Origin of the sequence: Agrobacterium tumefaciens, from assembly GCF_017726655.1 — a bacterium.
In the GTDB taxonomy this organism is placed as follows: domain Bacteria; phylum Pseudomonadota; class Alphaproteobacteria; order Rhizobiales; family Rhizobiaceae; genus Agrobacterium; species Agrobacterium tumefaciens_B.
Genome location: NZ_CP072308.1, coordinates 377,862 through 403,142, shown reverse-complemented (window position 1 = coordinate 403,142; position 25,281 = coordinate 377,862). Strand labels below are relative to the sequence as shown.

Sequence of the window (25,281 nt, the reverse complement as noted above, 5' to 3'; positions counted from 1 at the left end):
TGAAGTGAGGCGGGAAAATCAAGAAGTCAATCGGTATCGAAAATGTCGGCATTCAAAATCGCGGCACGTCTGGCCATCGCATGCGCCGCGATCAGCGCTTTAGCACAGGCTTCTTTGGCGCAGGATGCCTTCAAGGACTTCAAACAGCTCGGCGGCACGCCAAAAATGCCGAAGCTCAACGCCTTCACAGCCCCTTCCGCCCCCAATGCGCCCGCAAGCACGGCCCGCGATATCGCCATGGAAGCCAAGCTGACCAGCGAAGGCGAAGCGGTACGGGAAGGCCTTTCCTGGCGCGTTTTCAGCCCTATTCCCGGCGCTGACGGCAAGTTGCCGATGCTGGCAAGTTCCGAGGGCGGTTCCGCCGAATTCCACCTCGTCCCGGGCGAATATTTCGTCAACGTCGCCTTCGGCCGCGCCGGCGTCACCAAGAAGCTCAACGTGCCGGCTTCCGGCAACGTGCAGAAACAGGTTCTGGTTCTCGACGCCGGCGGATTCGTACTGAACGCCGTGGCAGGGTCCGACAAGCAGATCTCCGGCAACCAACTGAAATTCTCCGTCTATTCCTCGGATGCGCGGCCGGACGGCGAACGCGGCCTCGTCATGGCCGATATCAAGCCCAACACGATCGTGCGGCTCAATGCTGGCACCTATCACGTGGTTTCGGAATACGGCAATGTCAACGCGGTGGTGCGCGCCGATATTCAGGTGGAAGCAGGCAAGCTGACCGAAGCGACGCTGCAGCACCAGGCAGCCCAGATTACTCTCAAGCTGGTCTCGGAACCGGGCGGCGAAGCCATTGCCGATACCGCCTGGTCGGTGCTGAACGGCGGCGGCGACGTCGTCAACGAAAGCGTGAGCGCCTTTTCGACCATGGTTCTGGCCGAAGGTGAATATACCGCCATTGCCCGCAATAAGGACAAGGTGTACCAGCGCAATTTCAAGGTGACCTCCGGCCGGGATTCGGACGTGGAAGTGCTGATGAAGGATCAGGCGCCGGAAGAGATGTCCGGGGATTTTGAGTAGCCCGGTTGAGCCGGCCGCGACGCCAGCAATAGATCCGAAACCTCTCATCCGTCACGCCGGGCTAGTTCCGGCATCCAGCCACGGCGCGCCTGCGCCGTGAAGAAAGTCTCCCGCGATCAAGGACTTGATCGCGCTGCCCCCAAATCAAGTCCGGGGTGACAGAGTGTAGATTTTCAGCTCATGCCGCCGGTATCACCATCACTTGACGTCCCCACAAACGAAAACGGCCCCCGAAGGGGCCGTCGTCACTATCACGCAACCTGCTTTTTCGCCGCAAGCTTGCGCTTCACATCCGGCGGTGTTGCTTCATCCACGAGGCTGGTGATCGCCTCTTCCAGCGACATCGATGTCTGGTTCTGCGAACCGAGACGGCGGATGTTGACGGTGCGCTCTTCCGCTTCCTTACGACCGCAGACGATGATGACAGGAACCTTGGTCACCGAGTGTTCGCGGACCTTGTAGTTGATCTTCTCATTGCGGAAGTCGGTCTCGACCGCCATGCCTGCTTCGCGCAGCGCTTCGGCGACTTCGCGACCGTAATCATCGGCATCCGAGGTGATCGTGGCGACCACGACCTGCAGCGGGGCGAACCACAGCGGCATGTGACCGGCAAAGTTCTCGATGAGAATGCCGAGGAAACGCTCCATCGAACCGCAGATGGCGCGATGGATCATGACAGGCTGCGTCTTTTCCGAGTTCTGGTCGATATAGAAGGCCCCAAAGCGTTCCGGCAGGTTGAAGTCCACCTGCGTCGTGCCGCATTGCCATTCACGGCCAATGGCGTCCTTCAACGTATACTCGAACTTCGGCCCGTAGAACGCGCCCTCGCCCGGCAGGATGCCGGTCTTGATGCGGCCTTCCGACTGCTCCTCGATGGTTTTCAGAACGTCCATCATCACGCTTTCGGCGCGATCCCAGAGGTCGTCGGAACCGACACGCTTTTCTGGGCGCGTGGAGAGCTTGACGACGACTTCGCTGAAGCCGAAATCCTCGTAGACCGACAGGATCAGATCGTTGATGCGCAGGCATTCCGCCGCCATCTGCTCTTCCGTGCAGAAGACATGCGCATCATCCTGCGTAAAGCCGCGAACGCGCATCAGGCCGTGCAGAGCACCGGAAGCCTCATAGCGGTGCACAGTGCCAAATTCCGCAAGACGGACAGGCATTTCCCGGTAGGACTTCAAGCCATGCTTGAAGATTTGCACGTGCCCGGGGCAGTTCATCGGCTTGAGCGCAAAGACGCGCTGATCGGCTTCCTCGTCATCGGGATGGGTAAAGGCATGGGCGGATTTTACCGCGAACATGTTTTCCTGATACCAGCCCCAGTGACCGGAAGTTTCCCACAGCGACTTGTCGAGCACCTGCGGCGCGTTGACTTCCTGATAGGTGTTGGCGAGCCGCCGGCGCATATAGGCCGTCAGCGTCTGGAACATGCGCCAGCCCTTGCCATGCCAGAACACGACGCCCGGACCTTCTTCCTGGAAATGGAACAGGTCCATTTCGCGGCCAAGGCGGCGGTGGTCGCGCTTTTCGGCTTCGGCCAGAACATGCAGATACTGGTCCAGCTCTTCCTGCGTCGCCCAGGCGGTACCGTAGATGCGCGACAGCATCGCATTGTTGCTATCACCGCGCCAATAGGCGCCGGCCACCTTCATCAGCTTGAAGGCCGTACCGATCTGACCCGTCGAAGCCATATGGGGACCACGGCAGAGATCGAACCAGTCGCCCTGGTAATAGATCTTCAGGTCCTGCCCTTCCGGGATGGCATCGACCAGCTCGACCTTGTAGTTCTCGCCCTTGGCGGCGAACACTTCCTTGGCCTTTTCGCGCGACCAGATTTCGCGCGTAAACGGCTTGTTGCGGGCAATGATCTCCTTCATGCGCTTTTCGATCTTCGGCAGATCTTCCGGCGTGAAAGGCTCGTTCTTGGCAAAGTCGTAATAAAAACCGTTCTCGATGACCGGGCCGATCGTCACCTGCGTGCCGGGCCAAAGCTCCTGCACGGCCTCGGCCATGACGTGGGCGGCATCGTGGCGGATGAGCTCCAGCGCTCGCTTGTCGTCGCGCGTGACGATCTCGATTTTGCCATCGGTGATGGTCTCGGACAAATCGCGTAGCGTGCCATCGAGCGCAATGGCGACGGCCTTCTTGGCAAGCGATTTGGAAATGGATTCGGCAACCTCGCGGCCGGTCGTGTCGGGCGCGTAGCTGCGGACCGATCCATCGGGAAATGTAAGGGAAATGGCTTCAGACATCGTCTCGTGCTCCTGTCCAGTCCCGCCAACGAATGCGGGTGGTGTTGGAATAAAAATCGCCCGATTTCGCACGGGCACGCAGGCTGATAAAGGCTTTTGCGATTGCAGTCAAAGGCGAAGGCCGCTTAGCGAAGCATTTCCGAAAGGCCGTTGACCGTATTGGCGTTGCGGGTCGTGCCGACACCAAGCCGCTTTGTGGTCAAGACCGGCAGCAGCCGGCTTTCGCTTGGCTTGCCGCGAAAATCGATCCATAAATCGCCGGAGACAACAGCGATCTCTTCCTGCCGGCGATATTTTTGGAGCAGGTCGAGCGCCGTGTCATCCAGCGGCTCCCGCATGACCCTAACGCAGACATCCGGCGGATTGCCTTGCGGAAACGGATTATTCGCCGCCAAGGTCAGCCAGTCGTCACCTGAACGAACAATAATATCGACATGTTTTCCGAACCGGCTTTCGAAGGCTTGCTCCAGCCTGTCCTCGATCCCGCGAACAAGTGTTGCCTGCGCACGGAAAACCAGATTTCCGGTTGCGACAAGCGTCCTGCAATCAATGAAGCCCAGTTCTGCCGCCAAGGCTTTCAAATCCGCCATGATCAGCCTTTTGCCCTGCCCAAGCACGATGCTGTGTAGCAAAGCGACATATTCGTTCATCGCTTCAGGCTCCAGTAACGCCACGGCATCCACCACCGCCGGCTGTCATCGAGCGCTTCCGGCACCGGGTCGAGACCGCTTTTGCCGCCGGGTCCGCAACGCGCCACGCGAAACAGTGTCATCCAGCCGCCAGCCCAGAGGCCGTGACGGGCGATTGCCTCATAACCATATTCGGAACAGGTCGGGATGTGGCGGCAGGAGTTGCCGATGAAGCCGGACAGGGTCAATTGATAAAGCCGGATGAAACCGACGCCGAAAAGCCGCCCCGGAGTTTTGGCAAAACGGCCCGTCCAGTTGCGGGTTCGGCCGCCTTTTACCGCCGTCTGCGGGTGCCGGCAGTCCGGTTCGCCGCACATCCCCTAACCCGCGACGTTGAGCGCGGGCCGCCCGTCGATCTGGTCCAGCGCATCGACAACGGCCTCAAAGGTCAGCATGGTGGAGGCGTGGCGGGCCTTGAAATCGCGGACAGGGGAAAGCACCCGCATATCCTCGAAGCGGCCGGTAGGGCCCTCGCCGCCCTGTTTCAGCATCGCCAGCATATCTTCCCGCGCCTTTCGGATTTCCGTGCTGGTAGCGCCGATGACATGATGTGCCATGATGGAGGCGGAGGCCTGACCCAGCGCACAGGCGCGCACCTCGTGCGAAAAATCCGTCACCCTGCCGGCTTCGACCTTGAGATAGACCTTAAGCTTAGAGCCGCAGAGACGCGAGTGTTTCTCGGCGCTTGCATCGGCATCTTTGAGAATGCCGATCAGCGGAATGTTCCCGGCGAAGTCCAGAATGCGGTTATTGTAGATGTCGTCCATCGTCAGGTGTCCGGCGCTATCGAAAATGCCCAAAACAGGACAGGTCAGATTTTTCTAACACAGCGTTTGTCGCAGTGAAGCTTTTCTGCCCTTCATTCTCATTATATGCTAACGAGCTTTCTGGACATCAAGCCGTGACCAAATTAACGGCTCCGATACCGAAAAAACAGCATCGGCCTTGCCAAAATGCTATAAAACAACCAGATAGCAGCAACTGCGAACATGAGTTCGCGATGAAAAACGAATTCAGGTGCGGCCTTTACCCGCATCGGGAGAGACAAAATGGATGCGATCGTGAAGAATTTCCCCGGCGCTGGCGCAAAACCCGACGTGGCAGAAGCTCGCCCGAGCCAGGCTGAAGCGGAAGAAGCAGTGCGCGTTCTCTTGCGCTGGGCCGGAGAAAATCCTGCCCGCGAAGGTCTTCTGGACACGCCCAAGCGCGTCGCCAAAGCCTATCGCGAGCTGTTTTCCGGTTATGAGCTGAATGTTCAGGACGTACTCGGCACGACCTTCGAGGAAGTCGGCGGTTATGACGATGTGGTGCTGGTGCGCGACATCCCCTTCTTCTCCCATTGCGAACACCATATGGTGCCGATCGTCGGCAAGGCGCATGTCGCCTATCTTCCGGCCGGGCGCGTGCTTGGTCTGTCGAAGATCGCCCGCGTCGTTGAAATCTTCGGCCGCCGACTGCAGACGCAGGAAAACATGACGGCGCAGATCGCTCGCTCGATCGAAGAAACGCTGAAACCGCGCGGTGTCGCTGTCATGATCGACGCCGAACACATGTGCATGTCCATGCGCGGCGTCAACAAGCAGGGCTCCACGACGCTCACCACCAGCTTCACCGGCACGTTCAAGAACGACCCGGCCGAACAGGTGCGCTTCATGACCATGGTGCGGAACCGCTAAGGGTTCCGCCTTTCCTTCGGGGTAGCAATGTCCATTTCGTTTCCCTCCGCGCCTGCGGACAAGGAAGTTCTCGAAAATGCCGGTCTCTTTTCGCCGAAATTCGATGCTCACGGCCTCGTAACAGCGGTCGTGACCGATGTGCGCGACGGCGAATTGTTGATGGTCGCCCATATGAATGCGCAGGCCCTGGCGCTAACGCTTGAAACAGGCATTGCCCATTATTACAGCCGCTCCCGCGACAAGATCTGGAAGAAGGGCGAAACATCAGGCAACCTGCAGACGGTGAAGGAATTCCGCACCGATTGCGATCAGGACGCCGTTTGGCTGAAGGTCTCCGTCGCCGGCCATGATGCGACCTGCCACACCGGTCGTCGCTCCTGCTTTTACCGGTCGGTTGAACTCGTCGATGGCCAGGCGAAGACCCGCATCCTCGACGATGTCAGGCATTTCGACCCGGCAACCACCTATTCCAGCGAATAAACGACGACCTTCCATCGGTCGCACCGATTTGCTACCAATACAGTGAGTTCCGGGGATTTGGAGCGGAACCTGAAAGGCAGGCAGGGAGTGCGATCAATGTTGGGATGGGGAAATCGTCACAATCCGCTTGCAACGGGAAATCCTGAAGCCACCAGCAACGAACCACCCGTCACCCAGCTTGTCGACAAACATCGGATAGCGCTTGCGCTCGGCGGCGGTGCCGCCCGCGGTTGGGCTCATATTGGCGTCTTACGTGCATTGGACGAGGCTGGCGTCAAGATCGGCATGATCGCGGGGACCTCGATCGGGGCGCTGGTGGGCGGGTGTTATCTCGCCGGAAAGCTCGATGAGCTGGAGGAATTCGCTCGCTCGCTGACAATGCGCCGCATCGCCGGTCTGCTCGATCTGACCATTGGCGGCGGCGGCCTTTTTGGCGGCATGCGGCTGACCAAGCGCATGCAGGAGCATCTGGAAGGCCTGCGCGTCGAAAGTCTCGAGCACCCCTTCATTGCCGTTGCCACGGAGCTGCGCACCGGCCACGAGGTCTGGATCCACCAGGGGGATCTCGTCACCGCCCTGCGCTCCTCCTATGCGCTGCCGGGCATTTTCGAACCGGTGCAATGCAATGGCCGCACGCTGATCGACGGCGCGCTCGTCAATCCCGTGCCGGTTTCCGTCTGCCGTGCCTATGAGCAGGCGCTGGTTGTCGCCGTCAATCTCAACTACGATCTTTTCGGGCGCTCTGCCGTGGTCAAACACGCCGCCTCTCCGCCTGGCGCCGGCACGCCACCGGTTGAAACGGCACCGCGTCCCGGCCTGCCGGGTGTCATGGTACAGGCCTTCAACATCATTCAGGACCGCATCTCGCGCTCGCGTCTGGCAGGTGACCCACCCGACCTGATGCTGCATCCGCGCATCAACGATATCGGCCTCTCGGAATTCCACCGCGCCAGCGAAGCCATCGACAGAGGTTACGAGGAAACACGTTCGCGTATTCCCGAACTTGAGCGCATGCAGCAGGCATTCCGGCGCTAGGTACTGCTAAAGCGCGAAACGGATAGACGAAAAACCAACTGTGGTGAAACCATGTATTGGTCGATTTCCATCCTGCCGCCTGCCGACGAAAATATTGTATCCGACACGAATCGCCTGATCCAGTTTCTCGAAAGACAGTCCCCGGCCCGAGGCTGACGCTTGTTCAGCCAATGCAAGCCGGGACGCAGGATCAGCCAGCAATATAAGCCTTGATTTGTTCGGCTTCGGCTTCGATCTCACCGATCCGCGCCTTAACGACGTCACCGATGGAGATGATGCCGGCAAGGCGGCCATTCTCTTCAACCGGGACATGCCTGAAGCGTCCGCCCGTCATGATTTCCATCAGCTGATCGGTGGTGGAATTGTGCTGACAGCGCACGACGTTCTTTGTCATGGCGACAGAAACGGACTGCTGCAGGGAAGCCGCGCCCTGGCCTGCCACGGCCTTGACGAGATCGCGTTCGGTGAAGATGCCGAGAACCACACCATCCGCGTCGGTCACGACGACAGAGCCGATCTTGTGCGCATGCAGCGTGCCCGCCGCCTCGCCGATGCTGACATCCGGACCGACAGTCACGACGTCCCGGCCCTTGCGGTCGAGTAGATCCTTCACGAATGTTGCCATGCCTTCCTCCTCTTTGCAGCGATTGGCAGTGCCGCAGTCTCCCCCGGCGGTTGCAAATCATGCAGTATGGTGCGCTGAGGCCCGTGCGAATGCAATCCCGGATGGGACGCGCATCAGCAAATTTGCGCCGCCTCCGACAAGGAGCGTGATCGGCCTAGCGAACCGGTCGATCAAAAAGGCCGAAGAACAGAAAGCCAAGGAGAAAACCGAACACGTGGGCATCCCAGGCGATCTGGCCGCCCACATCGCCAAACAGCGGTACGCCGACGGCAATCAGAACATTGCCGAAGAGCCACATCAGCGTGAAGATCAGCACCGTCCGGTTCTGGAGCGCCCCCAAGATACTCTGCCGCGGCATGAGATGGCCGAAGGACGCGCTATATCCACCGCGCGCGGGGAACGCAAAGCGGCAGGCCGCCCCCATCAGTGCCGAAACCACGCCAGACGCACCGATCAGCACCGTCGCGTCACCCCAGTTCAGCGCCGCATGTCCAAAAGCGGAAACGGCGGCGGAAATGCCCCATAACAGCACGAAACGCACTGTTCCGATCCGGCGCAGGACGGGCGCTCCGAAAGCCATCAGCCATAATCCATTAAAGAGAATGTGCTCGATGCCGCCATGCAGGAAAGAATAGGTGACAGGCGTCCAGAGCCACTCCAGCCCCTGCTGCGAAAAAGGGACAGCGTAACGCAGCGGGATAAAGCCAAAGGTGAAGACGAACCAGCCATTGCCTTCCTCCGACAGCAGATAGGCAGGAACCACATAAGCGATGATCAGCGCGGCCAGAATGCCGACCAACAGCGACGGCAGGTTAAAGACGGGAGCGTTCGCGTCGTCTTTCGGTTCCGGCGTTCCCGAAACCGGCGGCTGTTCGCCGTCCTCGTAGGACATGATCCCATCCCTGTCTTGGTCGAATGTTGTGTTCCCCGAGCAATATAGGAAGCTCGAACGAAAAAAAAGCCGTCCCGCTTTTCACTTGCGCGACGCCCGTGCCGCAAGCGGAAAAGGGCGCCGGGCAGGAAGCGGTCCGGCTTGCGTGCGCCGAACCTGACCGGCAGCCCCGCGTGAAATTGTGCTGACGGAGCTTTCCCCGACATGCCCGAGCCGATGCCACGGCTATCGCGGCTATTCAATATCAACCCCTTGTTAACCTTAACGGATCCGTCTGGCACGAAAATCGCTACTCCTCCAGATGCAGACGTTCGGATGGACATGATGTCCCAGAAGCGAACATGGAGAAATGCTATGAAGAGCATGGCCGGACTGGACATATATGCGTACTGGGATGACCTGCGCGGTAAGCGCTCAGCCCCTCGCCGCGAGGACATAGACCCCACAAAACTGAAACATCACCTTGGCGATCTTTTCATTCTGACGGACAAGGGAGAGAATACGCCCTATTTCCGCCTCGCCGGCACGCGTCTGTGCGACCTGTTTGGCCGGGAATTGCGGGACCGTCCTTTTTCTGAACTGTGGAATGAGGCCAATGCCGTTTTCCCCTGCCGCGTTGCGCGCGGTATCCTGCAACACCAGTTGCCGGTGATTTTCGACGTCGAAGCCGAAGACGAGCACGGTGCCGCGCCCCTGGCGTATGAAATGCTCCTTTTGCCGCTGCTGACAGAGATGGACACCGCCCCAAGGCTACTCGGCGCCCTCCTGGCTGAAAGACCACGGGTGAATTTCTCGACGCCGATCCGATACCTCTCCATGAAAAGCAGCAGGCTCTTGCGTCTGGACGTGGCGCCCAAAGACCGAACGTCCAGCACCAGCGCGACGGCCGCTCCTTTCGCAGGACGGCTGTGACACAGTTCGAGCATGGCGGCGACATCAAACAATGTGCGCCGCCATGGAGAATGATAAAGTAGGTCAATACTGCCATCATTGCCTTAAATGGAAAAATTGTAGATATCAGGCAATACAGTCTGTTAACTGGCACGCGTTAGAAAGAGGCATCATCATTCATTACAATTGCGATGCCCATGTTTTCGTCCCGCTCGGTCAACACCGCCCAAATTCAGCGCCCGGTTGAGGAAGCTCCGCTTGACGATGCGGTCCGTGTGTCTTTCACCGGCCGCCTCATGTTGCCCGACCACGAAGAATATGATTGCACCGCCACCGAGATGACCGCCGAAAAGGCGCAGTTCACTTGCTCGGCCATTGCCCGGCGCGGCGACCGCGTGATCGCCTATCTTCAACATATCGGCCGTATTGAAGGCACGGTGAGTTCCCTTACCGCTTCCGGCTTCCTCATCTCCATAAACGCGCCGGAGCGCAAGCGGGAAAAGCTCGCAGCCCAGCTCGCCTGGATCGCCAAGCGCCAATTGCTCGGACTGCCGGAAGACCGCCGCCATGACCGCCTGACGCCACGCAATGCAAGGGCACAGCTCGTTCTGGAAGACGGCAAACTCGTCGCCTGCCGGCTTATCGACCTTTCCCTTTCCGGCGCCGCCATAGAGATTGAAAACCGGCCGCCGCTCGGTACCCGCGTGCAGCTTGGCAAGAACATGAGCGGCAAAATCGTGCGTCACTTCATGGAAGGTGTCGCTGTTGAATTCGACAGGGTGCAGTCGCCCGACGCGCTGATCGAGTTTCTCTAAGCGTATAAAAGACGACAGTCTTCCCGCACCAGAAACGCGTAGCGTTTTATCGCGGGTGCTCGCCTGACATCATTGCCAAACCCGGACGATCCCTGCACCGCAAGACGCACCCCCTTGCTGAGCCACCACGATTGCAGCCTCGTTGGCGCATCTGGCTTTCGAGCGCTTTACACATTACCGCTCACGAAGGTGTCCGAGCCGCACGAAGTGGCGCGCTTCTCACGACCCATCCCCTCGCCCAACGCGGATCCTTCGCGGTCTGAAGGCCATCCAAATGCCCTCCGCACATCTTTTTCCGTAAAAAATGCGAATTTTCTTGAATTTTTTTTGCCCGATTTTCGCGCTTGTTTCAGCATGGGACAACCATCCCATAACGGGAATTCGCACTCCCGTTACACGGAGCGGGGCCAGTCGCGTATTGCCGCCAGAGCCATCCGGATCTAAAAATCGCTGTTTATTCAGCGCGCTAAATGACTACCAAAAACCTAAGATCATGATGCGTAAAATTGTAATAAAATTTGCCTCGAATAAGCGTAAAAACTGACTCAAATACAATTCAAAACAACGGCTAATTTGCTGAAATTTAAGCTCAAATTGCGCCACGCAAATTTCCGACGGGTCAAAATATAGCTGCGAATGTCTCCTCACCACGGGGAGACAAGCAATGAACAAGAACCACCGTTTCGTATTCGCCCTGATCGCATTCGTCGTCAGCGCCGTCGCACATCAGGCAAGCGCATCGCCCGCCGCCGGCATGCGCGTCATCGGCAAGGCCAATCCGCCAATCGGCCATTATGAATTCTGCCAGACCTATCAGAGCGAGTGCCAGCCGACTTCGCTCGATACCGGGCCGATGAAGCTGAACGAAGAGCGCTGGAAGACGATGCTCGACGTCAACTATACCGTCAACACCACCATCACGCCGATGACGGACATGGAAATCTATGGTGTCGAAGAGCGCTGGGCCTATCCGACCACAGTCGGCGATTGCGAAGATTTCGTTCTTCTGAAGCGCAAGATGCTCATGAACAAGGGCTTCTCCGCGTCCAACCTGCTGATAACGGTCGTTCTGCAGCCGAATGGCGAAGGCCACGCCGTTTTGACCGTGCGCACGGATCGCGGTGACTTCATTCTCGACAACATGCGCAACAAGGTCATGAACTGGTCTGAGACCGAATACACCTACCTGAAGCGTCAGGACAGCGCCAACCCCGGTCGCTGGGTGAAGATTCAGGATGGCCGCGCCACCACGGCGGTCGGCGGGATCAACTGACCGCCGTAACCGTCCCGTCTCCCCAGAATCACAAAGCCGGCCTGTGCGAAGGGCCGGCTTTTTCTTTTTGCTCCGACACCGTTAGAGCAGGCCAAGCTCGGCCAGTTCACGCCGGAGATCGGAAGGCATGTCTTCACCGCCCGTGCCACCGCCGAGATCACGCGGCGCTTCCGTGTCCTGAAGGTAGCGCCAGCCCTGAAACGGCCGCTTGGGTGCCGGCGACGTTTCAATGACCTCCGGGCCAAGAACGAGGTCGCAGCGGGAAATACCGTCCTCCCCCTTGAAGGAGCGGATATCGAGAAGCTTCTGCCGGGCCTGCACCTGTCCCTTGATCACCCAGTAGAGCGAACCGCCTTCAAGCAGTTCCTCGACCCGTTTCGGGATCATCCGGGTGGTGTGGACACTGTGCGGCTCAAGGCCAGCGGCAATGGCTGTCAGCGAACGGTGCGCGACCCAGTCCCTCAAGTCCTGGATGGAATCCGCACCGACGCACAATTTGATGAGATGTAGAGGCATGCCCCTATCAATGCCTTTTTGCGGCGGGCGTCAAGCATCCGTAGGACACCTGCCGCCCGGCACACTCAGCACTCCACAACGTTGACGGCGAGGCCGCCGGTGGAGGTTTCCTTGTATTTCTCGCTCATGTCGTTGCCGGTCTGACGCATGGTTTCGATGCAGGCATCGAGCGGCACGAAATGCTGGCCGTCGCCCTTCAGCGCCAGCGACGCAGCGGTCACCGCCTTGACGGCGCCGAGCGCATTGCGCTCGATGCAGGGCACCTGAACGAGGCCCGCAATCGGATCGCAGGTCATGCCGAGATGATGTTCGAGCGCGATTTCCGCAGCATTCTCCACCTGTTCGGGTGAGCCCCCCATGACCGCGGCCAGACCCGCAGCCGCCATGGCAGCCGCCGATCCGACTTCGCCCTGACAGCCGACTTCCGCGCCTGAAATCGAGGCATTGTGCTTGATGATGCCGCCGATCGCGGCCGCCGTCAGCAGGAAGTCGCGCACGTCGTCAACCGTCGCATCCTCGTGGAAATGCCGGAAGTAACGCACGGTCGCCGGAACCACACCGGCCGCGCCATTGGTGGGCGCGGTAACGACGCGGCCGCCGGCGGCGTTTTCCTCGTTGACCGCCATCGCGTAGACGCTGAGCCAGTCATTGGCCATGACCGGGTTCAACCGGTTGCTGCGCCATTCCGCATTCAGCTTTTCGTAAATGGAGCGGGCGCGGCGGCGAACCTTAAGGCCGCCCGGCATGATGCCATCCACTTTCAGGCCGCGTTCGATGCAGCCGTTCATGGCGTCCCAGATCTGGTCGAGACGCGCGTTCAGCTCCTCGCGGGAAACAACCGTTTCCTCGTTGGCCCGCTTCATCTGGGCGATGGTGCGGCCGGAACGGGCCGCCATCTCGAGCATTTCCCGCGCCGTCCCGAACGGATAGGGTACACGTGGGCCATTATCGATGGTCTTGCCGCGCTGCTTGATTGCCTCCAGCTCCGTATCCGTGACGACAAAACCGCCGCCGACGGAATAATAGATTCGCTTCAAGAGCAGCCGGCCCTGATTGTCGAAGGCGGAGAAGGTCATGCCGTTGGCATGGCCGGGCAACGGGTTCTTTTTGTCGAACACCAGATCTTCGGCCGGGCGGAAAACGTAAGAGGGATGGCCGGGCGGCGTCACCGTGCCCGCCTTCTCGACGCCCTCGATGATCGCATCCATCGCGTCGGGATCGACGAGATCGGGCTGCTCACCCGTGAGGCCCAGAACGACGGCACGCCCCGTGCCGTGGCCAATACCCGTATAGGCAAGCGAGCCGTGCAGGCTGACATTCAGCTGCGCCACGGCAGCACCCGAAGGACGTGGCCACTCGTCACTGAGGATAAGCGCCAGGAAACGGTTGGCGGCCGTCATTGGCCCCATCGTATGCGAACTGGACGGACCGATGCCGATCTTGAAAACGTCGAAGACCGAAAGAAACATGAAATATACCCTGCGTCATGGATTCCACCGCATCATATCCAAAGCTGAAACGGATCGCCATAAAAGAGCGGCACCGGCTTTTGCAGCTGCGACATGAAGGTCCTGAAACGAAAACAGCACGGTTTCCAGAGGAAAACCGCGCCGTTTCAAAAACCCGTCATTCAGGAGAGATGCTTATGGGCTGCCAAAAATGTACGTCAATGCGAGAAAAGCGGCAAAGCCTGCAAGTGCGCGCAAGGTGACGCCCCAGCAGGATTTCTGAGCGGTTTCTTCCATGATTACTCCAGCTATTCACTCTCCGGGGGATCTTCAAGACCCGGCCCGTTGGAGCAAGCATTTATTAAAATCCGGCGCGGAACGCAAATGCAAAAAGCGGCTAAATGAAGGCGTTTTTGACGGTCTGCCATTCGCGCGGCGCATAGGTATGTGAAAAAACAAAGCCTTACAGGACTGTCCCAAAGATGGACGTTTGTCGGTGTCGCCGCAATTTAGGCTAAAGTGTAACCGTTATTTAAAGCTTTTCCACAAACCCCTGTTGAAGAGGAGCCTGCTCGGCACGCAGCGGTCGAATTTTGACCGGCCGCGCGCACGCTGTCTTGAAAGGCCACAGCCCCTGCTCTATCGACGATGCCAACAGCAACGAGGCGAGTCTTTCATGCAGCAGGCTTCTTCCTTTCCCGACAGAGATACGGTCGCGTCAAAACTGACGGCGCTCACAAGTGAGGACAAGGCGTGGGTTTCGTTACTGATGGAAAATGCGGTGCAGGACGAGAATTTACTGGCCGGCATCAATCTCTACCTCGACCAGCAGGCCAATGCGCGCTTCCTCAACAGCCTTAAACTTGAAGCCGCAGGCGAATGGCTCGGCAGCAATGCCCCCGCCCGCCTGCAAATCCGTCTGGCGGAAACGGCCAAGGCCAGCCAGCATCCTGCCTATCTTTCTTTCCGAAAGGGGCTGACGGCATCGGCCGGGCTTGAAAAAGCCTATCCCAAGGCACCGATCTGACGTTTCCGGTCAGTCCGGCACACGGTCGACCACGGCGATGATGGGCCCCATCGGGAATAGCTGATCCCGCCGGTTCATGGCAGGGATATCGACACTGGAGATAGTGCCGTCGAGATAAAGCGCATTTGGCGCATCCAGCACATCCCGAAACAGCGTGCCGAAATCGTAAAAACGGACAGTGTTTTCGGAAATGGCGAAATGCACCATGCCGTTGCGGGAGACACCGACGCCATTGCGCCGTTTCAGACTGTCGCTATCGGGCAGGAAACGTGGGTGAAGCTTACCGTCGATGACAAGCATCGGCCCGGACTGGGTGGCGAAATCGGGCTTGGGATCGGCCGCCAGATAGGCTTGCGTTTCCAGAACGCCGGCGGCCGCACCCTTTAAATAAAACACGCCGTTGGGAAGCAGATGGAAATTTCCCCAGCCGCCGCCGCTAATGATGCGCGACCGCTCCATGCCGTTTTCGACGAAAAGCCCGACGGGGGAATAGTCGGAGTGATACATGCCGCCATTCATGGCGAAAACGCTGAACATATGCTGTCGCCACAGGGCCGACGACAGATCGGCGAAGCTGCGATATCCCTGCCCGGAGACAGGGTCGCGGTCATAGATGCGGATGGTGCTTTTTGCCGGATCGAAACTGCAAACGATATAGCGCCCGCCGGCATGATCGATGGTCTTGCAAAAATCCGCCTGCCCGGCTGCCTGCGCCGAAAACGGTAATAACAACGGTAGCAGCACCTGCGCCAGTTTCTTCATCGAATACATCATGACCGCCCACCTGATTCTCGTCGGGCGAACACTCACAGGCAAATCAGGACAAAGAAAAGGCGTCACCCGACTTTTCGGGTAACACCTTTCCGAGAGGGGAGCTTGTGTTAGCGGCGGGCGGCGCGGTCGACGCTGCGTCCGGCGTCCTGCGTTGCATCAACGGCGTTTGCCGTATCGCGGCCCATACCACGGATGGTATTGCCGCAGGAGCTCAGGGTGACAACGGTCAGCAAAGCCACGAAAACGGTAGAAAGAATACGTGTGATCATGTGAAACAACTCCCCTATGACTTGCCGTCCACGGCAAGCGCCGATGTGATGTGCGTCACAATAACGTGAGTCCAAAAAAACGGTTCCAGCGGCGTTTCAAAAAATCCCGTCGATGAAAATTAACATGGTTTTGAACTTCACAGGCGACACTCCAGCAGCAGTGCAGGTTTAGGATAACTTCCGTGGGCGACATGACCGAATTCAACAAACGGCTCCTGGTGATGACGGCGGGCGGCGTGAACCCCAATGTCATGATCAACGCGCTCTCAGCGCAGTTCCCGGATATTCACGTGTTCCTGGAAGAGCCGGAAGGCAAATCTGCCATTCTGAAGCGACGGGCGCGGCGGCTCGGCTGGGTTGTTGCTCTCGGCCAGATGGCGACGATGATCGCTTCCCGGCTTGGCAAACGTGTCGCCGCCCGAAGAAGCGGTGAGATCATCGCCGAGCACGGTCTTGTCGCAGACCTCTCTCCCGACATTCCCGTTACTCGCTTTACCTCGCTCAATGACGAGGAATGCCGCAAGGCCGCCAATATGCTGGAACCGGCGGTGATCTTCACCATTTCCTGCCGCCTTCTGACGGCAGAGACACTGCGTTCCCTCCGCTGCCCGGTCATCAATTTCCACGCCGGTATCAACCCTGCCTATCGCGGCCAGATGGGCGGTTATTGGGCGCTTGTGGAAAAGGACCGCGGTAACTTCGGCGCAACCGTGCATCTGGTGGACAAGGGCGTCGATACCGGCGCAACGCTTTATGAAAAGCGGCTGAAACCCTCCTCTTCCGACACCATCGCCACCTACCCGCTGCTTCTGACGGCGGGTTCGGTCGATATCGCCATCAGCGCCATCGAAGACGCATTTTCCGGCAGCCTCTCGCCACAGCCACCTTCCCACGGCCGATCCGTCCTGCGGTTTCCGCCGACGATCTGGACATGGCTCTGGAACGGCCTGACGAAACGAATCTGGTGACGGCCGTGGAGGCAGCGGCAAGCGAGCTTCGTCGCAGATGCAGGCCTGTCTTGCCGCAACAACTACAGACTTCGCCCTGAAATCCGTGCATGATAATAAAAAGGAACATGCACAAATTGCCCGATAACGTCACCACGTCCGCTATCCCCGCCTCCATCGAAGCCTCGCCCGCGCAGGTGCTCGGCGCGACTGATCTATCCGGTGTTTTTCCGAAAGGTGTGCGGGTCTATCTTACCGATACCGGGGCGGCCTCGCAGGAAAAGCTTGTGCAAGCCGCAGCGCATCTGCGCGACCTGGGTTATATGCCAGTGCCGCATCTCGCAGCACGGCGCCTTCCCTCCCGCGCAGGATTTGAGGAACAGGTAAAGCGGCTGGCGGGCGAAGCGGGCGTGACCGATGTCCTTGTTGTCGGCGGTGGCGTCGACCGGCCCGTGGGACCCTTCGCATCCAGCATGGACCTGCTCTCGACGGGCCTGTTGGACAGTTGCGGTATCACGCAGATCGCCATTGCCGGCCACCCGGAGGGCAGCCCGGACTTCAGCGACGATATTGCCGTAAACGCTCTGAAGCTGAAACGCGAGTTTGCTGAACGGACGAACGCCGACATGCGCATCGTCACCCAGTTCGGTTTCGATCCCGGCCGTTTTATCGCCTGGGCGGAAGGGCTCGCCCTCTCCGGCATCGATTTGCCGGTTCATATCGGTGTGTCTGGCCCGGCCAAAATCACGACGCTTCTGAAATATGCCGCCCTCTGCGGGGTCGGCAATTCCATCGCCTATCTCAAGAAAAACGCGCTGTCCTTGACGACGCTTGCAAAAGGCCATTCGCCGGAAGGTGTGGTGGGCCCGATTGAGCGTCACTGGCGCGCCAAGACGCAAGGGCCGATTCAGCAAATTCACGTCTTCCCCTTCGGCGGCCTGCAGAATTCAGCCGACTGGCTGGTTCAACGCGGAAGTTGGAAAAGGGACCCAACCGCCCACGCCTTGTCACCGGATTCGATGACGGGATAGCGAGTGATAGAGGCTGCGCACCAGCGTGGCCGCTGCGCCTGCCTGCGATATCAGGCCGCCTTGGCAACCTCTCCAAAAGCATTTCGAATGCTCTCCGCCACGGCCAGAACCGGGCGTGAGGCCTTATCACCCATGATCAGGCGGATATCGAAACTGCCAAGCTCCGGCAGGCCCTCCTTGTCACCCAGGATCACCATGTCGTTCTGGACATAGGAGCGCGGTAACGGCGCGATGGCAAGATCCGCCACGATCGCCGCGCGTTGCGCCATGGTATGGCCACTGAGATAGGCCACGCGGAAATTGCGCCCGCGCCGTTCCAGCGAGTTGATCGCTTCCGAGCGCCAGATGCAGCCTTCTTCCCAGATCGAGATCGGCAGCGGATCACGCAGATGAGCAGTCCCGCATTTCGCGCCGGCCCAGACCAGCCGCTCGCGCATCAACACCTCGCCGGTGTCGCGCAATGGATGCGAGGCACAGTTGACCAAGGCAAGGTCAAGCCGCCGTTCATCCATGCGCTTGTAAAGATTGGAACTGGAATCGATGGTGACGTCGATCATTATGCCCGGGAAAACATCGGCAAAACGCTTGAGAATGCCTGGTAGCAGGCCACGCTCGCCGATATCTTCCGGCGCGCCCAGCCGGACGACACCCGACAGTTCCGGCATGACGAAACGCGACACCGCCTCATTGGAAAGCGCGATCATGCGCCGCGCGTAGGTGAGCAGCGTCTCGCCGTGCGCGGTCAAGGTGACGGAACGCGCGTCTCGCAGGAAGAGCGTCGTCTTCAACTGCTCCTCCAGCTTCTTGATCTGCATTGAAACGGCCGAAGGCGTCCTGAACACGACTTCCGCAGCGGTGGAGAAATTCCCTGTTTCCGCAATCGCGACGAAGGTTCTCAAGATGTCGTTATCCAGCAACGGCAGTGGTTGGCGGAAAGTCACGGTCATGGCACGTACCTTCAAATATTTTGATTTATAGATGGATATCATTTCGTTTGATTGAATGTCAACCGAGGCGCATCCTTCTGACATGATTGATGGCGCGCACTGGTCGCGGGAATGAGTGTCAAGGGCATTGATAGAGTTACACCCTGCTCGACAATTCATTCCGAAATTTGATGAATGACATAAGATTCATTCTATTGCCTGATGAAACAGGCAAGCGCATACCGAAGTCGCAAACAGGATCGTTGTTCACGAAAGGACAAAGACATGACCATGGTACATTATCTGCCGGTAACGAACCGGTCTCCACATCGTCCGTCACCCGGAGGCTGGCTCAATCGCCTCTCAGAACAGGTCGCTGCCCGTTATGCGGAATGGCGCCGCGACAGGATGCTTCGTACATTGGAGGGCCTGCCGCCCGAAACCTTAAAGGACATTGGATGGCCGACAGCCGAAACCCCCAGCATGCGCGACATCCGCAAGTGATGGCCGCCCCCTTGGCTCGCAATCTTTGAATGCATTGCGAGCCACCACTATAATTTTGAGTTATATCATGAAGGGCGCAAATAAGCCTGCCTGTTTTGCATGCGACAGACCGCCTGTTTAGAAGGCGCATCGCAAAATTTGCTTATTTCAAAAGCGATTCTTTGACAGCTCCATTTTCGCGACGTATTTTTCGCGAAAGATGTCGCAATGAGGACATCCAGAATACCAATTCCAAGAGAGGAATTGTGTATTCGCAACGGAGCACGGGCAAATGAGCAGAGACTCCCAGAAAAAGCGCTCAATCGTCTTTTTTCTCATTCCGCAATTTACCATGCTGCCTTTTACCGGAGCCATCGAGACACTTCGCCTGGCCAACCAGATGCTGGGTTACACGGCCTACCAATGGCGCCTGGCGTCTCTGGATGGCGGCAAGGTCATGTCCTCAAGCCGTATCTGTCTTGAGGCCGATACCTGTCTTGCCGACGAACGACGTTTCATCAACGGTGAAAAGCGTCCGGATATGGCAATCGTCTGTTCGGGTCTGAATGTGGAGCAATACGGCAATAAATCCGTCAATGCCTGGCTGCGCGAAGCCTATAATCGCGGCATCACGCTCGGCAGCCTCTGTACGGCCACTCACATTCTCGCCGAGGCGGGACTTCTCAACGGCAAGCGCTGCGCAATCCATTGGGAGAACCTCCCGAGCTTTGCCGAAGCCTTTCCGCAGGTCGAGGTCTATGCCGACCTCTACGAAGTCGACAGCAACATCTACACCTGCGCCGGCGGGACCGCATCGCTGGACATGATGCTGAGCCTGATCGGCCAGGATTTCGGTGAGAACCTCGTCAACCGCGTTTGCGAACAGCAGCTGACGGACCGGGTGCGCAGCCCGAACGATCGCCAGCGCCTGCCACTGCGTGCACGACTTGGTGTCCAGAACAGCAAGGTTCTTTCGATTATCGAGTTGATGGAAGGCAATCTGTCGGAACCGCTTTCGCTTCTGGATATTGCCGATGCCGCCGATCTGTCGCGGCGGCAGGTAGAACGCCTCTTCCGCCAGGAAATGGGTCGCTCCCCCGCCCGATATTATCTCGAAATCCGCCTCGATCGCGCACGGCATCTGCTGATCCAGTCCGCAATGCCGGTCGTTGAGGTTGCGGTTGCCTGCGGTTTCGTTTCCGCCTCGCATTTTTCGAAGTGTTATCGCGAAATCTACAATCGCACGCCGCAGCAGGAACGCGCCGAGCGCAAACTGTTGATGAGCGCGTCACGAATGGCAATGGCGAGCCAAGCAGGCAAAGCCGCGCATTGAAGACGCGGCCTTACAAAGCCTCGGACACGATCGCAGGCAGATCGAAGACGAAGCATCTCCCTCATGCCGGAATTGATCCGGCATCCAGCCACGGCGCGTCGGCGCCGTCAAAGAGTCTCTCGCGATCAAGGATTTGATTGCGCTGGACCCTGGACCAGATCCGGGGTGTCGGAAGTGAAGATGAGCATCCTACATCACCCAAACGGCCGGACCGCATGGGCAAGGTCCTCCGCGGTCATGCCATCTCCAGCCCGGTGGCCCGCCTCACCGTGCAGCCAGACACCGGCGGCAGCGGCCTCGAAAGCGGGCGTTCCCTGCGCCAGCAACGCGCCGACAATACCCGCAAGCACATCGCCCGAACCCGCCGTGGCAAGGCTTGCCGGTGCGTTGGCGTTAACGACTGCCCTGCCATCGGGGGCAGCGATGACGGTATCGGCCCCCTTGTAAACCAGCACAGCGCCGCTGAGAGCCGCCGCTTCTTGCGCCTTCTCAATCTTGCTCAGCGTCCTGTCGTCGGCGAGATCGGGAAATAGTCTGGCAAATTCACCCTCATGCGGCGTCATCACGAATTTGCCCTGCCCGGCTCGGATCACCTCGAACAGGGTGTCGGTCTGCGCCTTGAATGCGGTAATCGCGTCAGCATCCAGCACGACAGCCTTGTCTCCAAGCAGCGACACGAACCGCCTTGCCTTATCGAGATCGCCGAACCCCGGACCGATCACAAAGGCGCCGTGGCGATTGTCGTCGAGCCACGCGCGAAGCTCGTCCTCGTCGTCCATCGGCGTGTTCATCACCGCCGTCAACGTCACCGACAGCACGTCCAGCGCTTTCCTGGGCGCTGCAACGGTGACGATGCCTGCGCCTGCCTTCATCGCCGCCATCGCCGTCATGCGGCTGGCACCCGTTGCGTGCGGCGGGCCGGCAAAGACCGTCAGATGCCCTCGGCGGAATTTGTGGGTTTCGATCTCCCGCGCGGGCAAGGCATCGCGCCACACAAGCGGATCGTTTTCCGATACAGACCCCGCATGATCGAGCAGGATGCGCGAGGGAATGCCGATATCGAAAACCTCTAGCGAGCCGCACAGCTCCCGCCCCGGCATCAGCAGATGCCCCGGCTTGCGTGCCATGAAGGTCACCGTCCGTTCCGCCCGGAACGCCGCCCCGAGAGGAACGCCCCGTCGGCCGCAGAGCCCTGACGGCAGATCGACCGCAAGAACCGGAGCCTTCGCCGCCGAAACGGCATCAATCACGCGCACAAGCTCTTGCGGAACATCGCGAGAAAGTCCCGCTCCGAAAACGGCGTCGATCACCACATCGCCCGGCTGCGGCGCGTATTCAGCCAGGGGCAAAGGCTTGACGCCGCTCCGCTCGAATGCTCGCCCCGCGTCACCCTTCAGAGCGTCTACATCGCCCAGATGATGAGCCGTCACCGCCGCTCCGCTCTGCAGAAGCGCCCGCGCCGCCACATAACCATCGCCACCATTATTGCCGCCTCCACAAAGAACGACAAAACGCCGCGCCTGCGGATAGTGCCGCAACGCAGAAGCTGCGACCGCCTGGCCCGCCCGCTCCATCAGGTCATAAAGCGGGATGCCTGACTGGCCGGCTGCCGCGTCGATCCGGGCCATGGTTTCGGGGGCAATGAGAAGCAGGTGCCTAAGAGATGTCATACCCCGATCATCCCTGCAAAACGCGGCAAAGGCAATCGATACAAAAATGAGCAGATTCCAGTGAGGAAATAATAGTCAATTGCATAAAATATAAACAAATCAACATTTAAGCGATCATAAAATTATAAATATTCAAAATTACTAAAATAATACAAATCGGTCGAAATGCAGATGATTTTTTAGAAGTCTGACGAGAAATTGGCTGGAAAATCGCAAAAACTAGATGCATTTTGTGCTGGTGGGGCCGGTGAGCGAAGTTTTTTCTTCAAGCTGGCTTCCGATCTGGCACAATACGTGCATTCTTGTGGCAGAGCGGGATTTACCTGCTTTAACGGGAGAAGCGGAGAGATATTTTCTCATGAAAAAGATCGAAGCGATCATTAAGCCTTTCAAGCTCGACGAAGTGAAGGAAGCCCTTCAGGAAGTCGGTCTTCAGGGAATCACGGTCACGGAAGCAAAAGGCTTTGGTCGTCAGAAGGGACACACGGAACTCTACCGCGGTGCAGAGTACGTTGTGGACTTTTTGCCGAAAGTGAAAGTCGAAGTCGTATTGGCAGATGAGAATGCGGAAGCCGTCATTGAGGCGATCCGCAATGCGGCACAGACAGGACGCATCGGCGATGGAAAGATTTTCGTTTCCAATGTCGAGGAAGTCATCCGCATCCGTACCGGTGAAACAGGCGTTGACGCCATATAATTAAAAACGTCCCGAGCCGGGGAGGCTTGGGTTTTCACCTCGTCATCATCACACTCAAGGAAAATGTTTAAATGACGACCGCAAACGATATCTTGAAGCAGATCAAGGATAACGACATCAAGTTCGTGGACCTGCGCTTTACCGACCCCAAGGGCAAGCTGCAGCACGTCACCATGGACATTGTCTGTGTGGACGAAGACATGTTCGCCGATGGCGTCATGTTCGACGGCTCCTCGATCGCCGGCTGGAAGGCCATCAACGAGTCCGACATGGTGCTGATGCCCGATCCGGCGACGGCCCATGTCGATCCGTTCTTTGCCCAGTCCACCCTGGTCATCCTTTGCGACATTCTCGACCCGGTTTCGGGCGAAGCCTACAACCGCGACCCGCGCGGCACCGCCAAGAAGGCCGAAGCCTACCTCAAGGCATCAGGTATCGGCGACACGGTTTTCGTCGGCCCCGAGCCTGAATTCTTCGTCTTCGACGACGTGAAGTACAAGGCAGACCCCTACAATACCGGCTTCAAGCTCGATTCGTCCGAACTGCCGTCCAACGACGACACCGACTACGAGACCGGCAACCTGGGTCACCGTCCGCGCGTCAAGGGCGGTTACTTCCCGGTTCCGCCGATCGACAGCCTGCAGGACATGCGTTCCGAAATGTTGACGGTTCTCGCCGAAATGGGTGTCGTCGTCGAAAAGCATCACCACGAAGTGGCTGCTGCACAGCACGAGCTGGGTGTAAAGTTCGATACGCTCGTCTCCAGCGCCGACAAGATGCAGATCTACAAGTATGTCGTGCACCAGGTCGCCAATGCCTATGGCAAGACGGCAACCTTCATGCCGAAGCCGATCTTCGGCGACAACGGCTCGGGCATGCACGTTCACCAGTCCATCTGGAAGGGCGGCAAGCCGACCTTCGCAGGCGACGAATATGCCGGTCTTTCCGAGACCTGCCTCTATTACATCGGTGGCATCATCAAGCACGCCAAGGCGATCAACGCCTTCACCAACCCCACCACCAACTCCTACAAGCGTCTGGTGCCGGGTTATGAAGCGCCGGTTCTGCTCGCTTACTCCGCGCGCAACCGTTCCGCCTCCTGCCGTATCCCCTTCGGCTCCAATCCGAAGGCCAAGCGCGTCGAAGTCCGCTTCCCGGACCCGACCCAGAACCCCTATCTCGGTTTTGCGGCCATGCTGATGGCCGGCCTCGACGGCATCAAGAACAAGATCCACCCCGGCAAGCCGATGGACAAGGACCTTTACGACCTTCCCGCCAAGGAACTGAAGAAGATCCCAACCGTCTGCGGTTCGCTGCGTGAAGCGCTGGAAAGCCTCGACAAGGACCGCAAGTTCCTGACCGCCGGCGGCGTGTTCGACGACGACCAGATCGACAGCTTCATCGAGCTGAAGATGCAGGAAGTCATGCGTTTCGAAATGACCCCTCACCCGGTCGAATTCGACATGTACTACTCGGCCTGATCGGTCCTGCGAGCGCTCCACCGGGGCGCTCCACTCATCGCGGCGGTTTTCCCCGGAAAGCCGCCGTTTTTTTTCTACCTGATGTGACGCAAGCCCATGCCAACGAAACCAGTCTCTCAGCCCGCACGCTTCACGGACTGGCTCATCTTTCTTGCTGTGCCGTTCTTTTTCTCCAGCAACGTCATTTTCGGCCGTGGCGTCGTCGGCGAAGTCTCGCCTTTCATCGCCGCCTTCATCCGCTGGATCGGCTCGACCCTCATCATCGCACCTTTCATGGTAGCCGACTGGCGCAATTGCCTTGCCTTCGTCCGGCGCAAGACGCTGCTCTGGCTCATTCTGGGTATGCTCGGCATGGGCGTCTGCGGGGGCGTGGTCTATTGGGGCCTCACCATGACGACGGCCGCCAACGGCACGCTGATCTACACCACGTCGTCGCTGTTCATCATCCTGTTCCAGCGCATCTTTCAGGGCCGGGTCATCAGGAGGCTGGAAGTGGCCGGCATGGTGATCGCATTTACCGGCGTTGCCGCCATCGTGCTTAAGGGCGACCTCTCCGCGCTGCGTCACATGAATTTCAACATCGGCGATTTCGCAATCCTGACCGCCGCCATCGCCTTCGCGACCTATTCGCTGCTTCTGCGCGATCCGGCGGCCCGGCAGATGGCCTCCTTCAGCCTTTTTGGGCTGATCGCCTTTTCCGGCGCGCTGGTGCTTCTGCCGCCGGCCGCACTGGAACTGGCGCAGGGCGGCATGTTGCCCGCGACAGGCCTGGCCTGGGCGAAAATCGGCGGCATCATTCTCTTCGCCTCGCTTCTCGCCTTTTATTGCTTCACCCATACGGTACGCGTTTTCGGCCCGGCGACGGCAGGCATTACCCTTTACATGATGCCGCCAGTATCAATCGTCATGGCGACGCTGTTCCTCGGCGAGACTTTCGAGAGCTACCACGCCATCGGCATCGTGCTGGTCACGGGCGGCGTCATTCTGGCCACCGCGCCGATTGGCAGAAAGCGCTGAGCCTTTCG

Annotated in this window: 28 protein-coding genes; 16 read left to right on the top strand and 12 right to left on the bottom strand. The window is 58.8% G+C overall.

The features are described 5' to 3' along the window. Positions 1–42 precede the first annotated feature (42 nt). Positions 43–1,023 carry a hypothetical protein gene (locus AT6N2_RS02140; RefSeq protein WP_063948819.1) on the top strand — a complete coding sequence of 327 codons (981 nt, stop codon included), beginning with the start codon at positions 43–45 and terminating at the stop codon, positions 1,021–1,023. Positions 1,024–1,274: 251 nt separating this feature from the next. Here the strand turns inward: AT6N2_RS02140 and thrS are convergent, their stop codons facing one another. The 4 genes from thrS to AT6N2_RS02120 all read right to left on the bottom strand — a co-directional run bounded on the left by thrS (position 1,275) and on the right by AT6N2_RS02120 (position 4,734). Then, complete coding sequence (thrS, locus tag AT6N2_RS02135) at positions 1,275–3,278, bottom strand: threonine--tRNA ligase (protein ID WP_209088100.1); 2,004 nt, start codon at positions 3,276–3,278, stop codon at positions 1,275–1,277. Between the two features lie 125 nt (positions 3,279–3,403). Continuing rightward, positions 3,404–3,928 (bottom strand): DUF1697 domain-containing protein, encoded by a 525-nt coding sequence (locus AT6N2_RS02130; RefSeq protein WP_209088097.1) that lies wholly within the window; start codon positions 3,926–3,928, stop codon positions 3,404–3,406. Further along, positions 3,925–4,284 carry a membrane protein insertion efficiency factor YidD gene (gene yidD / locus AT6N2_RS02125; protein ID WP_144574018.1) on the bottom strand — a complete coding sequence of 120 codons (360 nt, stop codon included), beginning with the start codon at positions 4,282–4,284 and terminating at the stop codon, positions 3,925–3,927. Before yidD ends, AT6N2_RS02130 begins: the two co-directional genes overlap by 4 nt. Before the next feature lie 3 nt (positions 4,285–4,287). Beyond that, a complete protein-coding gene (locus AT6N2_RS02120) occupies positions 4,288–4,734 on the bottom strand; it encodes an iron-sulfur cluster assembly scaffold protein (protein WP_209088095.1) in 447 nt (148 codons plus the stop codon). A gap of 282 nt (positions 4,735–5,016) precedes the next feature. Between AT6N2_RS02120 and folE the strand changes: the two genes are divergently transcribed. From folE to AT6N2_RS02105, 3 genes are all read left to right on the top strand, one after another. Then, on the top strand, positions 5,017–5,643 hold the full coding sequence (gene folE / locus AT6N2_RS02115; protein ID WP_063948815.1) for a GTP cyclohydrolase I FolE: 627 nt from the start codon (positions 5,017–5,019) through the stop codon (positions 5,641–5,643). Positions 5,644–5,670: 27 nt separating this feature from the next. After that, entirely contained in the window at positions 5,671–6,123 is a 453-nt protein-coding gene (gene hisI / locus AT6N2_RS02110) for a phosphoribosyl-AMP cyclohydrolase (protein ID WP_063948814.1), read from the top strand. A 96-nt stretch (positions 6,124–6,219) separates the two neighbouring features. Further along, positions 6,220–7,158 (top strand): patatin-like phospholipase family protein, encoded by a 939-nt coding sequence (locus tag AT6N2_RS02105; RefSeq protein ID WP_063948813.1) that lies wholly within the window; start codon positions 6,220–6,222, stop codon positions 7,156–7,158. 190 nt (positions 7,159–7,348) lie between these two features. Here AT6N2_RS02105 and AT6N2_RS02100 read toward each other — a convergent pair whose 3' ends face one another. Together AT6N2_RS02100 and AT6N2_RS02095 are read right to left on the bottom strand one after the other, a co-directional pair. Beyond that, the gene (locus tag AT6N2_RS02100; RefSeq protein WP_063948812.1) at positions 7,349–7,783 is read right to left on the bottom strand and encodes a CBS domain-containing protein; all 435 of its coding nucleotides are present in this window, start codon (positions 7,781–7,783) and stop codon (positions 7,349–7,351) included. Positions 7,784–7,937: 154 nt separating this feature from the next. Next, positions 7,938–8,675 (bottom strand): rhomboid family intramembrane serine protease, encoded by a 738-nt coding sequence (locus AT6N2_RS02095; RefSeq protein ID WP_209088092.1) that lies wholly within the window; start codon positions 8,673–8,675, stop codon positions 7,938–7,940. A gap of 354 nt (positions 8,676–9,029) precedes the next feature. Between AT6N2_RS02095 and AT6N2_RS02090 the strand changes: the two genes are divergently transcribed. The 3 genes from AT6N2_RS02090 to AT6N2_RS02080 all read left to right on the top strand — a co-directional run bounded on the left by AT6N2_RS02090 (position 9,030) and on the right by AT6N2_RS02080 (position 11,654). Continuing rightward, entirely contained in the window at positions 9,030–9,587 is a 558-nt protein-coding gene (locus tag AT6N2_RS02090; RefSeq protein ID WP_209089588.1) for a PAS domain-containing protein, read from the top strand. A gap of 176 nt (positions 9,588–9,763) precedes the next feature. After that, a complete protein-coding gene (locus tag AT6N2_RS02085) occupies positions 9,764–10,381 on the top strand; it encodes a PilZ domain-containing protein (RefSeq protein ID WP_209088089.1) in 618 nt (205 codons plus the stop codon). Positions 10,382–11,045: 664 nt separating this feature from the next. Next, on the top strand, positions 11,046–11,654 hold the full coding sequence (locus AT6N2_RS02080) for a transglutaminase-like cysteine peptidase (protein WP_063948808.1): 609 nt from the start codon (positions 11,046–11,048) through the stop codon (positions 11,652–11,654). Between the two features lie 81 nt (positions 11,655–11,735). On the opposite strand, the gene AT6N2_RS02075 is transcribed toward AT6N2_RS02080, so the two are convergent. Both AT6N2_RS02075 and AT6N2_RS02070 read right to left on the bottom strand, forming a co-directional pair. Beyond that, on the bottom strand, positions 11,736–12,170 hold the full coding sequence (locus tag AT6N2_RS02075) for a DUF1489 family protein (protein ID WP_209088086.1): 435 nt from the start codon (positions 12,168–12,170) through the stop codon (positions 11,736–11,738). A gap of 65 nt (positions 12,171–12,235) precedes the next feature. Continuing rightward, positions 12,236–13,639, bottom strand: a complete 1,404-nt coding sequence (locus tag AT6N2_RS02070) for an L-serine ammonia-lyase (protein WP_209088083.1) — start codon at positions 13,637–13,639, stop codon at positions 12,236–12,238. Positions 13,640–13,732: 93 nt separating this feature from the next. Between AT6N2_RS02070 and AT6N2_RS02065 the strand changes: the two genes are divergently transcribed. Further along, the gene (locus AT6N2_RS02065) at positions 13,733–14,023 is read left to right on the top strand and encodes a hypothetical protein (protein ID WP_209088080.1); all 291 of its coding nucleotides are present in this window, start codon (positions 13,733–13,735) and stop codon (positions 14,021–14,023) included. A 271-nt stretch (positions 14,024–14,294) separates the two neighbouring features. Next, positions 14,295–14,645 (top strand): hypothetical protein, encoded by a 351-nt coding sequence (locus AT6N2_RS02060; protein WP_209088077.1) that lies wholly within the window; start codon positions 14,295–14,297, stop codon positions 14,643–14,645. Between the two features lie 9 nt (positions 14,646–14,654). Here the strand turns inward: AT6N2_RS02060 and AT6N2_RS02055 are convergent, their stop codons facing one another. After that, entirely contained in the window at positions 14,655–15,419 is a 765-nt protein-coding gene (locus AT6N2_RS02055) for a phosphodiester glycosidase family protein (protein WP_209088074.1), read from the bottom strand. Between the two features lie 107 nt (positions 15,420–15,526). Then, positions 15,527–15,688, bottom strand: a complete 162-nt coding sequence (locus tag AT6N2_RS02050) for an entericidin A/B family lipoprotein (protein ID WP_004442283.1) — start codon at positions 15,686–15,688, stop codon at positions 15,527–15,529. 191 nt (positions 15,689–15,879) lie between these two features. Here AT6N2_RS02050 and AT6N2_RS02045 point away from each other — a divergent pair, with 191 nt between their 5' ends. After that, a complete protein-coding gene (locus AT6N2_RS02045; RefSeq protein ID WP_209089587.1) occupies positions 15,880–16,656 on the top strand; it encodes a formyl transferase in 777 nt (258 codons plus the stop codon). Positions 16,657–16,745: 89 nt separating this feature from the next. Further along, entirely contained in the window at positions 16,746–17,666 is a 921-nt protein-coding gene (locus AT6N2_RS02040) for a methylenetetrahydrofolate reductase (RefSeq protein ID WP_209088071.1), read from the top strand. Between the two features lie 50 nt (positions 17,667–17,716). On the opposite strand, the gene AT6N2_RS02035 is transcribed toward AT6N2_RS02040, so the two are convergent. Further along, positions 17,717–18,655: a LysR family transcriptional regulator gene (locus AT6N2_RS02035; RefSeq protein WP_172801597.1), complete on the bottom strand. Its 939-nt coding sequence runs from the start codon at positions 18,653–18,655 to the stop codon at positions 17,717–17,719. Between the two features lie 222 nt (positions 18,656–18,877). Between AT6N2_RS02035 and AT6N2_RS02030 the strand changes: the two genes are divergently transcribed. Then, complete coding sequence (locus AT6N2_RS02030; RefSeq protein WP_063949102.1) at positions 18,878–19,096, top strand: hypothetical protein; 219 nt, start codon at positions 18,878–18,880, stop codon at positions 19,094–19,096. Between the two features lie 271 nt (positions 19,097–19,367). Then, on the top strand, positions 19,368–20,408 hold the full coding sequence (locus tag AT6N2_RS02025) for a GlxA family transcriptional regulator (protein ID WP_063948802.1): 1,041 nt from the start codon (positions 19,368–19,370) through the stop codon (positions 20,406–20,408). A gap of 194 nt (positions 20,409–20,602) precedes the next feature. On the opposite strand, the gene AT6N2_RS02020 is transcribed toward AT6N2_RS02025, so the two are convergent. Continuing rightward, the gene (locus tag AT6N2_RS02020) at positions 20,603–22,078 is read right to left on the bottom strand and encodes an NAD(P)H-hydrate dehydratase (RefSeq protein WP_209088068.1); all 1,476 of its coding nucleotides are present in this window, start codon (positions 22,076–22,078) and stop codon (positions 20,603–20,605) included. A 358-nt stretch (positions 22,079–22,436) separates the two neighbouring features. Here AT6N2_RS02020 and AT6N2_RS02015 point away from each other — a divergent pair, with 358 nt between their 5' ends. The 3 genes from AT6N2_RS02015 (at position 22,437) to AT6N2_RS02005 (ending at position 25,273) form a co-directional block, all read left to right on the top strand. Then, a complete protein-coding gene (locus tag AT6N2_RS02015; RefSeq protein ID WP_003515720.1) occupies positions 22,437–22,775 on the top strand; it encodes a P-II family nitrogen regulator in 339 nt (112 codons plus the stop codon). A gap of 71 nt (positions 22,776–22,846) precedes the next feature. Then, entirely contained in the window at positions 22,847–24,256 is a 1,410-nt protein-coding gene (glnA, locus tag AT6N2_RS02010; protein WP_063948800.1) for a type I glutamate--ammonia ligase, read from the top strand. 96 nt (positions 24,257–24,352) lie between these two features. After that, entirely contained in the window at positions 24,353–25,273 is a 921-nt protein-coding gene (locus AT6N2_RS02005) for a DMT family transporter (RefSeq protein WP_209088066.1), read from the top strand. Positions 25,274–25,281 lie beyond the last annotated feature (8 nt).